The following is a 14547-nucleotide window of genomic DNA, read 5'->3' on the forward strand; positions in this document are numbered from 1 at the left end:
ATCGCGGGGCAAGCCCGCGATGGCCTCGTCGACACTTACTGGCGAGCGCCTGCCAGGGCGCTGCTGGTGCTGCGCGAAACGCGCAAGGCCACCAGGCTACCGACCATGATCAACCCGGCCAGCGCATACAGCGCCGCATCGGTCGAGCCGGTCTGGTCCTTGATGAAGCCCACCAGGTAGGGGCTGAGGAAGCCGGCCATCTGTCCCACCGAGTTGATGATCGCCAGGCCCGCCACGGCGGTGCCGGCGGTGAGCAGCGCGGTCGGCATCGGCCAGAACATCGGCAGGCCGGTCAGCGCGCCCATGGTGGCAATGGACAGGCCGAGGATGGCGATGGTCGGGTGGGCGGCGAAGTTCACTGCGATCAACAGGCCCAGCGCGCCCATCAGCATCGGTACCACCAGGTGCCAGCGGCGTTCGTTGCGCAGGTCCGCCGAGCGGCCGACGACAATCATGAACACACCGGCCAGCAGGTACGGGATGGCGCTCAGCCAGCCGATCAGCAGGGGGCTGTCGAAGCCCATGTTCTTGATGATCGACGGCAGCCAGAAGTTGATGGCATAGACACCGCTCTGGATGCAGAAGTAGACGAAGCCAAAAGTCCAGATCAGCGGGTTGCCCAGCACCGACAGCACGCTATCGCCGCGAGTGGCCGGCTTGCCGGCGGCGTCGGCTTTCAGGTCCGCCTCGATCAGCTGGCGTTCGGCCGGGCTCAGCCAGCGGGCGCTCTGGTAGCCGTCGCTGAGCAGCACGATGGCCAGCGCGCCCAGCGCGACGGTGGGCAAGCCCTGGATCAGGAACATCCACTGCCAGCCGGCCAGGCCGTGCTGGCCCGCGGCGAAGTGGTCGAGGATCCAGCCAGAGAATGGCCCGCCCAGCAGCCCGGACACCGGGATCGCCGACATGAACAGGGCCATGATGCGGCCGCGACGGTCCGCCGGGAACCAGCGCGAGAGGTACAGCACAACGCCCGGGAAGAAGCCCGCTTCGGCGGCGCCGGTCAACAGGCGCAGGGTGTAGAACTCGGTGGGGGTGGTGACGAACAGCAGGCAGGTGGACAGGCTGCCCCAGGCGATCATCATCAGCGCGATCCAGCGCCGCGGCCCGAAGCGGTTGAGCGCCAGGTTGCTGGGCAGGCCGCAGAGCACGTAGCCGATGAAGAAGATGCCGGCGCCGAGGCCGTACACGGTTTCGCTGAATTTCAGTGCGTCGAGCATCTGCAGCTTGGCGAAGCCGACGTTGACGCGGTCGAGGTAGTTGAACAGGTAGCAGATGAAAATGAACGGGATCAGCCGCAGGGTGATGCGCCGGTAGAGCGCGTTGCGGGTGATCTCGTTGCCTTGGTCAGGGGCGGGGCTGTGTGCCATGATCGGGTTCTCTGTTGTTATGGTTGTCACCGCGTCGCCTGTGCCGGCGCTCGCCTGGAAAAGTCTCGGGCAGTGTAGCGCGGCTGTCTTTGTGCTTTTGCACAGCGTCAGGTATGGGCTGCTGTGCCGCCGACCAAAGCCGAAGGATCCTTACATGTTCGAGCTGGACCACGACCTGGCCCAGGACATCGTCGACCGGGCGATGGCCATCCTGCCGTGCAACGTCAACGTGATGGACAGCCAGGGGCTGATCCTGGGCAGTGGTGAGGCCGAGCGTATCAACACCCGCCACGAAGGCGCGCAGCTGGTGCTGGCCAATGGGCGCATCGTCGAGCTGGACGTGGAAGCGGCCAAGTGCCTCAAGGGCGTGCAGCCCGGTGTCAACCTGCCATTGATGCTCGATGGCCGGCTGATCGGCGTGCTCGGCCTCACCGGCGATCCTCAGCAACTGCGCACCTACGCCGAGCTGGTGCGCATGACCGCCGAGATGCTCCTGGCCCAGCGCCACCTGCAGGTGGAGCAGCAGTGGCGGCGCCAGCGCTGCGACGACCTGCTGGCGCTGTTGCTGGGCGGCAGCGGCGACTCGCCGCGGTTGGTCGATGAGGCCCGGCAGCTGGGGCTCAAACCGAACCTGCCACGCATTGCCTGCCTGTTCGAGTTGCGTGGCGGCCCGCCTGCCGAGGCGCTCTCGGCCTGGCTGATGAGCCGCTACCCGGACAGCTGGTGTGTCAGCCCTGCGCGGCAGTCGCTGCTATGGTGCCGGCCAGCTGGCGTGCCGCTGGACGAGCCGCGCCTGCTCGAGCGCCTGCAACGCCATGGTTGGGACGTCGAGCGCCTGGCCTTGGGCAGCCCGGCGCAGAGCCTGGAGCAACTGCGCCGCAGTTATCGGCGGGTGCGCGACCTGCTGGCCTACGGTCGTGAGGTGCTGCCCGACGAGCGCCTGCTGAGCCTGGCCCGCTACCGGCTGCCGGCGTTGCTGTGGCGGCACCGCAACGACGATGCGCTGGACGAGCTGCTCGAACCCTTGCAGCGCATTCGCGCCAAGGATGCCAGCGGGCAGTTGCTGCTCACCCTGCGCGCCTGGTGCGCCCATGACGGGCAGAGCCAGGCCTGCGCCGAGGCGCTGGGGATCCACCGCAACAGTCTGCGCTACCGGCTGGAGCGCATTGCCGAGGTTGGCGAGGTGGATCCGTTGCGCATGGAGGGGATGCTGAGCTTGTACCTGGGGTTGCAGCTGTTGCCGGCGGACTGACGGCTGGCAAAGGCATCCGCCCAAACAACCGCCGCTGGTTTTTGTGCATTCGACCGAGGCCAGTGCACCGCGCACCTGTCAGCATGCGCGGAACAGGACAGGAGAATCCCATGAAAATCGTCATCGCCCCCGATTCGTTCAAGGACAGCCTCGACGCCGCCGGTGTCGCCCGCGCCATCGCCAGCGGCCTGGCCGAAGTGTGGCCGGCCTGCGAGCGCATCGAATGCCCGATGGCCGATGGCGGTGAAGGCACCATGGAGGCGATCGTCGCCGCCAGTCAGGGCGAGTTGCGCTGCCAGGTGGTGCGCGGCCCGCTGGGCGAGCCCGTCGAGGCTGCTTGGGGCTGGCTGGCCGAGAGCCGCACGGCAGTGATCGAGATGGCCCAGGCCAGTGGTATCCAGCTGGTGCCCAACGGGCGGCGCGATGCGTGTCGTAGCAGCACCTGGGGCACCGGCGAGCTGATCGCCGCGGCGCTGGCGGCCGGCGCCTCGCGCATTGTCCTGGCCATCGGCGGCAGCGCCACCAACGACGGCGGCAGCGGCATGCTGCGCGCGTTGGGCCTGCGCCTGCTGGACGCACAGGGCGAGCCGCTGGCCGAAGGCGGGCTGGCCCTGGCGCAGTTGGCGCGCATCGACGCCAGCGGCCTGGACCCGCGCCTGGCGCAGGTGCGGGTGGACGTTGCCGCCGATGTCGATAATCCGCTGTGCGGCGCCAATGGCGCCTCGGCGATCTTCGGCCCGCAGAAGGGTGCCAACTCCGAGCAAGTGCAGGCTCTGGACCAGGCTCTGGCGAACTTCGCCGATCATTGCGCGGGTGTGCTGGGCAAGGATGTGCGTGACGAGCCTGGCAGCGGTGCGGCCGGAGGGATGGGGTTTGCGGCCAAGGCGTTCATGGGCGCGCAGTTCCGCCCGGGGGTCGAGGTGGTCGCCGAGCTGGCCGGGCTCGATGCCCTGGTGCAGGGCGCGGATCTGGTGATTACCGGTGAAGGGCGCTTCGATGCCCAGACCCTGCGCGGCAAGACACCCCTTGGTGTGGCGCGGGTAGCCAAGCGCCACGGCGTGCCGGTGGTGGTGCTGGCGGGTACGCTGGGTGCGGGTTACGAGCAACTGTATGGGCTGGGCATCGATGCGGCCTTCGCCCTGGCCAGCGGGCCGATGAGCCTGGAGCAGGCCTGTGCCGAGGCTGGGGCGTTGCTCAAGGCGCGGGCCGCGGATGTGGCGCGGTTGTGGCAGGTGGCGCGCCAACACTGACGACGTCATAAGACAACCAGGCTTCATGAAGCTGACCCGGTCCCTGTGGATGCAACTGTCTCGTGATGCTTGCAAGGGACTCATCGCTGGCAAGCCAGCTCCCACAGGGACGGTGCTTGCCCGCCAAGCGGGTGCCACCCATCTCGATGCGCCGCCTCTGGCGGCGCTCCTTGCCTGTCCTCGCGCAGCAAAGCGCTGACGCTTTCAGCCCCTCCCAATGAATATTTATTTAGCATCCTAATCAAGGCTTTGACATTCACTGCCTAAGCAGTAATATTTTCACACAATTACCCGAGCAGGCCGCCGATGTCCCATTTCACCCCGGAAAACTTCCAGACCTGCGCCATCGGCATGCTGCTCGGCCGCGCCGCGCTGCTCAAGGACCGCATCCTCGACTGGCACCTCGAAGCCGACGGCGTCACGGCCGCCCAGTTCAAGGTGCTGATCATCGTCACCCAGTACCAGGTCGACACCCCCGCCGAACTGTGCCGCTACCTGGGCCTGGACAGCGGTTCGATGACCCGCATGCTCGACCGCCTCGAGCAGAAGGGCCTGATCCTGCGCAACCGCTGCCCCGACGACCGCCGCCAGGTGCGCCTGGCCCTGACCGCCGACGGCCAGCGTCTGGCCGACCGCCTGCCCCAGGTCGGCGCGGCGGCAATGAACGAACTAGTCGGCGTACTGCAGCCCGAGGAGCTCAAGACCCTCGAGCAACTGCTTGCCAAGGTCCTGCTCAGCGCCGGCGACCCCCTGACGATTCGCCGTTTCGGCGACCGTTGATCCCAGTCACGCATTTTCCAAGGTATTGTCATGGCCACTCCCGTTGACACCTCCACCCCGGCCCCTGAGCCTGACAACTCGGGCAAGCGCAAGGCCTGGCTGCTCGCTTTGTTGTTGATCCTGATCCTCGCCGGTGCCGGCACCTGGGCCTGGTACAGCCTGGTCGGGCGCTGGCACGAAAGCACCGACGATGCCTACGTCAACGGCAACGTCGTGGAAATCACTCCGCTGGTGAGCGGCACTGTCACCAGCATCGGCGCCGACGACGGCGACCTGGTGCATGCCGGCCAGGTGCTGCTGCGCTTCGACCCGGCCGACAGCGAGGTTGCCCTGCAGGCCGCCGAAGCCAAGCTGGCGCGCACCGTGCGCCAGGTGCGCGGGCTGTACAGCAATGTCGATTCGCTCAAGGCTCAGTTGCAGACCCGCCAGGCCGAGCTGCAGAAGGCCCAGCAGGACTACAACCGACGCAAGGTGCTGGCCGACAGTGGCGCCATCGCCGCCGAGGAAGTCGCCCACTCCCGTGATGACCTGACCGTGGCCCAGGCCGCCGTCAACAGTGCCCGCCAGCAACTCAACACCAGCTCCGCGCTGGTCGACGACACGGTGGTCTCGTCGCACCCGGAAGTGATGGCCGCCGCCGCCGACCTGCGCCAGGCCTACCTGGACCATGCCCGCACCACGCTGGTGGCGCCGGTCACCGGCTATGTCGCCAAGCGCACCGTGCAACTGGGCCAGCGCCTGCAGCCGGGTACCGCGACCATGGCGGTGATCCCTCTGGACGAGGTGTGGGTCGACGCCAACTTCAAGGAAACCCAGCTGCGCGACATGCGCATCGGCCAGCCGGTGGAAATCACCGCCGACCTGTACGGCAGCGAAGTGACCTACTCCGGCACCGTCGACAGCCTCGGCGCCGGCACCGGCAGCGCCTTTGCCCTGTTGCCGGCGCAGAACGCCACCGGCAACTGGATCAAGATCGTCCAGCGGGTACCGGTACGCATCCATCTGGCCCCTGAGCAGCTGAAAAGCCACCCGCTGCGGATCGGCCTGTCCACCGTCGCCGAAGTCGACCTGCACGACCAGAGTGGTCCGGCCCTGGCCCAGCAACCGCCGCAGCAGGCCAGCTATACCACCGAGGTGTACGACCGCCAGCTGGTCGAGGCCGATGACCTGATCGCCCGGCTGATCCACGAGAATAGCGCCACCGGCAAGACGGCCCAGCGATGAGCCAGGCGGCCCCCGCGCAGTTCACCCCGCCGAGCCTGCTGCTGACCACGATCGGGCTGTCCCTGGCGACGTTCATGCAGGTGCTCGACACCACCATCGCCAACGTGGCACTGCCGACCATCTCCGGCAACCTCGGCGTGAGCTCGGAGCAGGGCACCTGGGTGATTACCTCGTTTGCGGTGAGCAATGCCATCGCCCTGCCGCTGACCGGCTGGCTGAGCCGGCGCTTCGGCGAAGTGAAGCTGTTCATCTGGGCCACGCTGCTGTTCGTGCTGGCGTCGTTCCTGTGCGGTATCGCCCAGTCGATGCCCGAGCTGGTGTTCTTCCGTGTGCTCCAAGGCGTGGTGGCCGGCCCACTGTACCCGATGACCCAGACCCTGCTGATTGCCGTATATCCACCGGCGAAACGGGGCATGGCCCTGGCGTTGCTGGCGATGGTCACGGTGGTCGCGCCGATTGCCGGGCCGATCCTCGGCGGCTGGATCACCGACAGCTACAGCTGGCCGTGGATCTTCTTCATCAACGTGCCGATCGGCCTGTTCGCCGCCGCCGTGGTGCGCCAGCAGATGCGCACGCGCCCGGTGGTCACCAGCCGCCAGCCCATGGACTACATCGGCCTGCTGACCCTGATCGTCGGCGTCGGCGCCTTGCAGGTGGTGCTGGACAAGGGCAACGACCTGGACTGGTTCGAGTCGTCGTTCATCGTCATCGGCACGCTGGTCTCGGTGGTATTCCTGGCGGTGTTCGTCATCTGGGAGCTGACCGATCGCCACCCGGTGGTCAACCTGCGCCTGTTCGTGCACCGCAACTTCCGCATCGGCACCTTGGTGCTGGTGGGTGGCTACGCAGGGTTCTTCGGGATCAACCTGATCCTGCCGCAATGGCTGCAGACCCAGATGGGCTACACCGCCACCTGGGCGGGCCTGGCAGTGGCGCCGATCGGCTTGTTGCCGGTGCTGATGTCGCCGTTCGTGGGCAAGTACGCGCACCGGTTCGACCTGCGCCTGCTGGCCGGCATCGCCTTCCTGGCGATCGGCACCAGCTGCTACATGCGCGCCGGCTTCACCAACGAGGTGGACTTCCTGCACATCGCCCTGGTGCAGCTGTTCATGGGTATCGGCGTGGCGCTGTTCTTCATGCCGACCCTGAGCATCCTGCTGTCGGACCTGCCACCGCACCAGATCGCCGACGGATCGGGGCTGGCGACGTTCCTGCGTACCCTGGGCGGCAGTTTCGCCGCGTCGCTGACCACCTGGATCTGGATCCGCCGGGCCGACCAGCACCATGCCTACCTCAGCGAGCACATCAGCACCTTCGAGCCGGCCACCCGCCAGACCCTGGAACAACTGGGCGGGGCCAGCCCGCAGAACTACGCGAAGCTTGAACAGATCCTCAACAGCCAGGCGTACATGATGTCGACGGTGGACTACTTCACCTTGCTGACCTGGGTGTTCGCCGGTTTGATCCTGCTGGTGTGGCTGGCCAAGCCACCGTTCACGGCCAAGGCCGCGCCGGCGTCGGCAGGGCACTGAGTCCAACCTGTGGAAAGGTCCGATAAGCCTGCCGTTTTCAAATGGTGGTATTTCCCCTAATCTTGTAGGTCCTTTCGGGACTACTTGGCAGGCTCATGGACAAGGTCATCGTCATCACCGGCGCCAGCCGGGGCATAGGCGCCGCCACCGCGCTGTTGGCGGCGCAACAGGGTTACCACATATGCATCAACTACCACGCCGATGACCAGGCCGCCGAGAAGATACTGGCGCAGGTCCGCGCGTTGGGGGCCGAGGCTATTGCCGTGCGCGCCGACGCCAGTGTCGAAGACGAAGTGGTGCGGCTGTTCCACTGTGTCGACCAGCAACTCGGGCCTGTCACCGCGCTGGTCAACAACGCCGGGACCATCGGCCAGCAGAGCCGGGTGGAGGACATGTCCGAGTTTCGTCTGCTCAAGGTGATGAAGACCAACGTGGTCGGGCCGATGCTGTGCGCCAAGCATGCCTTGCTGCGCATGGCCCGGCGCCATGGCGGGCAGGGTGGGGCGATCGTCAATGTGTCGTCGGTGGCCGCGCGCCTTGGCTCGCCCAATGAGTATGTCGACTACGCCGCGTCAAAGGGTGCGCTGGATACCTTCACCCTTGGCCTGGCCAAGGAAGTGGCGGGCGAGGGCGTGCGCGTCAACGGTGTGCGGCCTGGGTACATCCATACCGGCTTCCATGCACTGAGTGGCGATCCGGACCGGGTCGGCAAGCTTGAAGCCGGCCTGCCGATGGGGCGTGGCGGCAAGCCCGAGGAAGTGGCCGAGGCGATTATGTGGCTGCTGTCGGACAAGGCCTCCTATTCGACAGGGAGTTTCATCGACCTGGGCGGCGGGCGCTAGAACCGCTCCTCACTCCTGCAGCAGGCAATCGACCTGCTCTGCCAGTTGCTGCAAGGAAAACGGCTTGGTCAGCACGCTCATGCCTGTCTCGAGGCCGCCATCGCCCAGCGCAGCCGTTTCGTCGTAGCCCGTGACAAACAGTACTTTTAAGCCTGGGTAGCGCTGGCGCAGCAGGCCGGCCACCTGGCGGCCATTGAGGCCGCCGGGTAGGCCGACGTCAGTCACCAGCAAGTCTGGCGCCTTGCTTGCCTGCAGGCCTGCCACGGCTTCGGGGCCATCCTTGAACATACGCACCTCATGGCCCATCTCCTCGAGGACTTCGCCCATCACCTTGCGCATGGCCAGCTCATCTTCAACCACCGCGACGTTGCGCGCACTGCCCTGTGTCTGAGGTGCGACCACGCACCCTGTAGTCTTGCCTCGCAGGCACTGCGCCGCGCCGTGGTGGCGAGGCAGAAACATGGATATGCTGGTGCCTTGCCCAGGTATCGAGGCTATTTTTAGCTGGCCCCCGGACTGACGTACGAAACCGAAGATCATCGAAAGCCCAAGGCCGGTGCCCTGGCCAAGCGGCTTAGTGGTGAAGAAAGGATCCATGGCCCGTGCCAGCACGGGCTTCTCCATGCCGCGCCCATTGTCGTCGACGCTGATGCGCACGTACTGCCCGGCGCCCAGATCCAGGATGGCGGCATCCTGCTCGTCCAGTTCGACGTTGCTGCAGGCGATGCGCACCGCGCCATTGCCGCTGATGGCGTCGCGGGCATTGATGCACAGATTGAGCAGCGCGCTCTCCAACTGCGGCGGATCTATGCGCACTGTCCAAAGTTCGTCATCGTTCTGACAAGACAGGTCGATATGCGGCCCGACAGTGCGCGCAATCAGTTCGCGCATGCCCTCGACCAGTGCCGCCACAGCGGTAGGCTTGGGCTGCAGAATCTGTTGGCGGGAGAACGCCAGCAGTCGGTGAACCAGCGAGGCGGCTCGCAGCGCGGCGTCCTTGGCGTTGCCCAGCAGCAGCGGCAGGGCATCGTGACGTTGTTGTTGCACGCGCTGGTCAGCCAGTTCCAGTGCCCCAAGAATGCCGCCGAGCAGGTTGTTGAAGTCGTGCGCCACACCGCCGGTCAGCTGGCCCACGGCCTCCATTTTCTGCGCCTGGCGCAACGCTTGTTCGGCTTGCGCCAGGCGTTGTTGCTCCTGGACCCGCTCGGTAATGTCGTAGGCGAACAGGTAAGCGCCCACTGGTTGGCCATCGTTATCGTGCAAGGGCGCGAAACGCATTTCATAGTGACGGCGCGCGGCACCTTCACCGAACGCGTCGATTTCGATGAAGGTTTCTCCGGACAACGCCTTGCGCCATAGCGCCAGAGAGCGTTGGCAGTCGCTCGTTGCGGCTGAGAATTCGGCCATCAGTGGCGCACCGATTTCGGGCTCGAAAGCGAAAATCCGCTGGAATTCGACGCGAGTGGCGGCGTTGACGGCCAGCCAACGCATGTGCCTGTCCACCACTTGCACGCAGGCGACGCTGGCATCGATCAGGTCGGCGAAAATCTTGCGCTCGGCTACTGCCTGCTCGATGCGCCGTTCAAGTTGCGTATTGAGCTTGTGCAAGGCCGTTTCGGCGCGCTTGCGCGCCGTCACATCGCGAAAGATCACCGCGACTTGATGATGTTCGGCGGGCTCGACCCGAATCGCCGCCAACCCAAGGCAGCGGTCAGTGGCGTACAGATCGTGTTCGAAGTAGATGGGATCGCCGGTGCGTTCCACTTCACCGAAGCGTTCCAGCCAGATTTCGGCCTCGTCGGGGATGACTTCGCGCAAGGTGCGCCCCACTACATCGGACAAACCTGCATGGCGGCAATAGGCGGGATTGGCCATCAGGTGCAGGTAGTCGTTCCATTGGCCGTCGGCGCCGGGGATGAACTGGATGATGCAGAAACCTTCCTCCATGGCCTCGAACAGGAACCGGTAGCGTTCGGCCTCCTGCACCCGCGCCTGCAATCGCTCCAGCTCTTGTGCCATGCGCATGTTGCGCTGGCGCTCTTCGCTGAGGGCCTGCCGCAGCTCATGCACATCCTCAGGATTCTCGCTTCGCGGGCACACAGTCATCGACGGGGCTCCTTGTCATCGACAGCAATTGCTCTACCTGTTCGACCAGCGCTTCGAGCGTGAAGGGTTTGGTCAGTACTCGAGCCCCAGAAGGCATGGGCCGCTCATTCAATACGGCATTCGCATCGTAACCGGTGATGAAAAGCACAGGTACCTCAGGCAGGCGCAGGCGAAACGCCTCGGCTACCTGTCGTCCATCAAGGCCGCCGGGCAGGCCGATATCGGTGATCAACAACTCGGGCTGGCCGTTCGCCTCGAGGGCTGCAGGGCCGTTTGGGTAGCTGTCGATGCAATGGCCGAGGTCTTCGAGTACTTCAGTGATTATCGCGCGCAGTGGTTCATGGTCTTCTACCAAGGTTATGCGTCGCCCGGAGGCGGGAGTGCGGGCAGCAGGCTCGATTGCCGCCAAGGGCGGGCGTTCGCTCCCGGGTTTCCAAGGCAGGTAAAGGCGTATGCATGTCCCTTCACCAGGCGCCGAGCGGATCTGCAATTGGCCACCGGACTGGCGGACGAAGCCGTAGACCATGGACAGCCCAAGCCCGGTGTTGCGCTCTGACGGCTTGGTGGTGAAAAACGGTTCGACCGCACGTGCCGCCACCTCTGCAGACATGCCTTGGCCATTGTCCTCTACCGCCAGGCACAGATAACGACCCGCCGGCAAATTCAACGTCTGGGCAGTATCATCTGTAATCTGCACCCGGCGGCAATCGATATCGATGCGCCCGCCACTGGGCATGGCATCGCGGGCGTTGATGCACAGGTTGAGCAGCGCGCTCTCCAATTGTGGCGGGTCGACAAAGCTCAGCCCCTTGTCATGCTCGAAATGGCAGCTCACTTCAATGGCCGGGCCGACACTGCGACTGATCAACTCCTGCATGCCCTCGACCAGGGTACGGAGCCGGATCATCTGGGGCTGCAGGGTCTGTTGTCTGGAAAAAGCCAGCAGCCGCTGAACCAGCGTGGCGGCCCGATGAGCTGAACTGCAGGCGCTGTCCAGCAAGGCCGGGATATCATCATGGCGTGCTTGCTGCACACGTTGGCGCATCAGCTCCTGAGCGCCGAGTATCCCCGCCAGCAGGTTGTTGAAGTCATGGGCGATGCCACCGGTAAGCTGGCCAACTGCCTCCATCTTCTGGGCCTGGCGCAAGGCCTTTTCAGCCTCCAGCAGTTGTTGCTGCTCGTTGACCCGGCGGGTGATGTCGTAGACGAACAAATAAGCGCCGGTTATTACCCCGGCGCCGTCGCGCAGTGGCGTGAAACGCGACTCGAAATGGCCAAGGCGGCCATTTTTTTCGTAAGCGATCACTTCAGTGAAGCTTTCACCTGCCAGTGCTCTGCGCCACAGCGCCATGCAGCGGTCAAGCTCGGTGGGGAAGTCTGCCAGGCAGTCGATCAGGCTATCGCCTGCCTTGAGCGTATGGTTGAACAGATACTCGAAGTCCCTGACCGCGCGTTTGTTTACCGCGAGGAATGTCATCGAGGTGTCCACCACCTGTACCCGCGCAACGCTGTTCTCCACCAGCTCGGCAAACAAGCTGCGTTCAGCGAGGGCGGCAGCCACGCGTTGTTCGAGATGCTCGTTGAGTTGTTGCAGCGCCGTTTCGGCGCGGTAACGCTCGGTGACGTCCTTGAACAGTACCGCCACTTGCCGGCGTTCGGCCGGCTCGATGCGGAAGGTGGTCACCGACAGCACCCGCCCCGTTGCCACCAATTCCTGCTCGAACTGCAAGGGCTTCCCGGTGCGCAGCACGGGGCCATAACGGGCGATCCAGTCATCGGCTTCGTCGGGCACCATTTCCCGCAGTTTCTGCCCGGTTACGTCGGCAATGCCTGCGTGGCGGGTATAGGCCGCATTCGCCAGCACATGCACGTAGTCGCTGAGCGGACCGTGAGGCCCATCGAAGAACTCGATGACACAGAAACCTTCGTCCATCGTGTCGAAGAGAAAGCGGAACAGGTCTTGATCATCCTGTTGATGGCGGGCCCATTGTGTTTCCAACTCGGTGTTGCGCTGACGAAGGACTTCCATCTGTTGGCGAAGGGACTGCAGTTCGCGCGAGGGCATGAGGGCTTCCAGTGATAGGGGGGGGCGCCGTGGCGGCTTTGCGTCAGAGTGTGTCAGGAGCTTGGCGGGTACCGCTGAGCAACTGGTCGACCCGTGCCATCAGCAACGCCAACTCAAAGGGTTTGCGCAGCAGGAGGGTGTGATCGGATTGCGTCCACCGGTCCTTATCCAACTCCCCGTCGTAGCCGATGATGAACAACACGGGCATGTGCGCGTTACCGGCACGATAAGCGTTGGCGACCTGGTAGCCATCGACGCTACCTGGCAATCCGAGATCGACTATCAACAATGCGGGGCTGGGGGCCTGGCCAAGGGCCTGTACGGCGCCAACGCCTTCGTCGAAGACGCGAACCCGATGCCCCCGTTCTTCCAATACCTCACGGATTACCATGAGCAGGGTCTGCTGGTCTTCGACCAGCAGAATGTCGAGGCCAGTATTACATGCAGACTCTATCGCTCGGTGAGGGTCCAAGTGTGCGAGCGGTAACGTGGAACTCTGTTCCCGTGGCAGGTACAGGCTTATGCGTGTGCCGCCTTGGGGAGTGCTGTGGATACTCAACTGTCCACCGGACTGGCGCATCAGTCCATATGCCATGGACAAGCCCAGGCCAGTACCCTGGCCAAGTGGCTTGGTGGTGAAGAACGGCTCGATGGCGCGGGAGGCAACCTCGGCGGGCATGCCGCAGCCCGTATCTTCCACCACGATCTGAAGGTAGTCGCCTGGAGCGAGCTGCAAGGCGGCGGCCTCGGGCGAGCCGAGTGGATTGTTCTGGCAACTGATACGCAAGGTGCCGCCTCTGGACATGGCATCCCGGGCGTTGATACACAGGTTCAACAAGGCGTTTTCCAGTTGCGGGGGATCCACACGCACTGCCCACTGCCCGGCCAGCGTCGCATCGACAAATGTGATGTTCGCATCGAGGGTGCTGTTGATCAGGTCGTGCATGCCCGCCATCAGAAGGTGCACGTCCACGGCCTGTGGCGTCAGCGTCTGCTGGCGGGCGAATGCCAGCAGGCGTTGGACCAGCGTGCTGGCACGCGTGGCGTTCTGCTGGACGATGCCGAGCATGTGCCGACAGTCGCGGCTATGACCGTGTCTGAGTCGTTTGTCGGCGATCTCGAGGGCGGCCAGGATGCCCCCCAGGAGATTGTTGAAATCGTGGGCGATGCCCCCGGTAAGTTGGCCAATAGCTTCCATTTTCTGCGATTGGCGCAAGGCTTCTTCTGTCAGTTGCAGGCGTTTCTGCTCCTTTACCCGCAATGAGATGTCATAGGCGAAGAGGTAGCCGCCCTGAATCCGTCCCTCGGCGTCGCGCAAGGGGTTGTAGCGCATATCGTAGTGTCGCTGCGCTTCAGCGGGGCCGACGGTGATGACATGAGTGAATGGCTCGCCCGCCCGCACTCTCGGCCACACCGGCTCGAGGCTTGGCAGGAGGTCAGGCGTTGCCGCCAGGATCTGCGAAATGGAATCGCCCACCTTGGGGATGAAGCCATGCAGACGCTCGAAGGTTTCGCATGCTGTCCGGTTGATGGCGATCAGGCGCTGGTTGCAGTCGGCAGCAAATACGTTGGCCAAGCTGTGGTCGACCAGCTCTCCCAGAAGCTTGTTGTTTACACGCGCTTCGTCAGCGCTCTTGCGGGCGCGGTCAAGCATGGCATTCGTGACCCGTTCGCTGGCCGGGGCGCCGGTAAACAGCACCGCCACCCGGCGGTCGGTGGCCGGGCCTAGGCGATGGGCAGCGATGGACAGCAGACGGTCGGTGGCGTTCAAGCGCTGCTCGAAGCAGGCCGGTTTGCCGGTACGCACGACTTCGGCGAAGCGTGCTACCCAGGCGTCGGCTTCGCTGGGGAGGAGTTCACGCACCGTCTGCCCCATCTGCTTGGCATGTGCGGTGTGCTGGAGGCAGGCATCGTTGCTGAGGATGTAGCGATAGTTACTCAGCGGCCCCTCTGGCCCGTCAAGCAGCTCCAGCACGCAGAAACCCTCGGCCATATGGCTGCGCAGCAATGCAAAGCAGTTTAATTCGAGCTCATTGCGCGCAACTTGCGCCTCGAGCTCGGCGATGCGTGCGCTCAAGCGTTCGATGGAGGGGGCTGGAGTATTGGCCATGGGCAGGTACCGGTCGGCT

At 64.7% G+C, this 14547-nt stretch carries 10 protein-coding genes; 6 read left to right on the forward strand and 4 right to left on the reverse strand.

From position 1 onward, the window contains the following. Positions 1–35: 35 nt before the first annotated feature. Entirely contained in the window at positions 36–1367 is a 1332-nt protein-coding gene (locus tag C3F42_RS28825) for an MFS transporter (RefSeq protein ID WP_094011974.1), read from the reverse strand. A 154-nt stretch (positions 1368–1521) separates the two neighbouring features. Between C3F42_RS28825 and C3F42_RS28830 the strand changes: the two genes are divergently transcribed. The 6 genes from C3F42_RS28830 to C3F42_RS28855 all read left to right on the forward strand — a co-directional run bounded on the left by C3F42_RS28830 (position 1522) and on the right by C3F42_RS28855 (position 8247). After that, positions 1522–2619: a sugar diacid recognition domain-containing protein gene (locus C3F42_RS28830; RefSeq protein WP_094011975.1), complete on the forward strand. Its 1098-nt coding sequence runs from the start codon at positions 1522–1524 to the stop codon at positions 2617–2619. Positions 2620–2729: 110 nt separating this feature from the next. Beyond that, a complete protein-coding gene (locus C3F42_RS28835; protein WP_094011976.1) occupies positions 2730–3869 on the forward strand; it encodes a glycerate kinase in 1140 nt (379 codons plus the stop codon). Positions 3870–4175: 306 nt separating this feature from the next. Next, complete coding sequence (locus C3F42_RS28840; protein ID WP_038706300.1) at positions 4176–4649, forward strand: MarR family winged helix-turn-helix transcriptional regulator; 474 nt, start codon at positions 4176–4178, stop codon at positions 4647–4649. A gap of 30 nt (positions 4650–4679) precedes the next feature. Beyond that, on the forward strand, positions 4680–5873 hold the full coding sequence (locus tag C3F42_RS28845; protein WP_038706299.1) for an HlyD family efflux transporter periplasmic adaptor subunit: 1194 nt from the start codon (positions 4680–4682) through the stop codon (positions 5871–5873). Next, positions 5870–7405 (forward strand): DHA2 family efflux MFS transporter permease subunit, encoded by a 1536-nt coding sequence (locus C3F42_RS28850; RefSeq protein ID WP_023629481.1) that lies wholly within the window; start codon positions 5870–5872, stop codon positions 7403–7405. The genes C3F42_RS28845 and C3F42_RS28850 overlap by 4 nt, the downstream gene beginning before the upstream one ends. A gap of 95 nt (positions 7406–7500) precedes the next feature. Further along, the gene (locus C3F42_RS28855; RefSeq protein ID WP_023629480.1) at positions 7501–8247 is read left to right on the forward strand and encodes an SDR family oxidoreductase; all 747 of its coding nucleotides are present in this window, start codon (positions 7501–7503) and stop codon (positions 8245–8247) included. Positions 8248–8256: 9 nt separating this feature from the next. Here C3F42_RS28855 and C3F42_RS28860 read toward each other — a convergent pair whose 3' ends face one another. Genes C3F42_RS28860 through C3F42_RS28870 form a run of 3 tightly spaced genes read right to left on the reverse strand, consistent with a single transcriptional unit; the run spans position 8257 to position 14528 of the window. Next, positions 8257–10353, reverse strand: coding sequence for a PAS domain-containing sensor histidine kinase (locus tag C3F42_RS28860; RefSeq protein WP_094011977.1), 2097 nt, complete (start codon positions 10351–10353; stop codon positions 8257–8259). After that, entirely contained in the window at positions 10322–12418 is a 2097-nt protein-coding gene (locus C3F42_RS28865; RefSeq protein WP_052062212.1) for a PAS domain-containing sensor histidine kinase, read from the reverse strand. Before C3F42_RS28865 ends, C3F42_RS28860 begins: the two co-directional genes overlap by 32 nt. A gap of 43 nt (positions 12419–12461) precedes the next feature. Then, positions 12462–14528, reverse strand: coding sequence for an ATP-binding protein (locus C3F42_RS28870; protein ID WP_104445230.1), 2067 nt, complete (start codon positions 14526–14528; stop codon positions 12462–12464). Positions 14529–14547 lie beyond the last annotated feature (19 nt).

The organism is Pseudomonas sp. PONIH3 (assembly GCF_002934345.1).
Classification (GTDB): domain Bacteria; phylum Pseudomonadota; class Gammaproteobacteria; order Pseudomonadales; family Pseudomonadaceae; genus Aquipseudomonas; species Aquipseudomonas soli.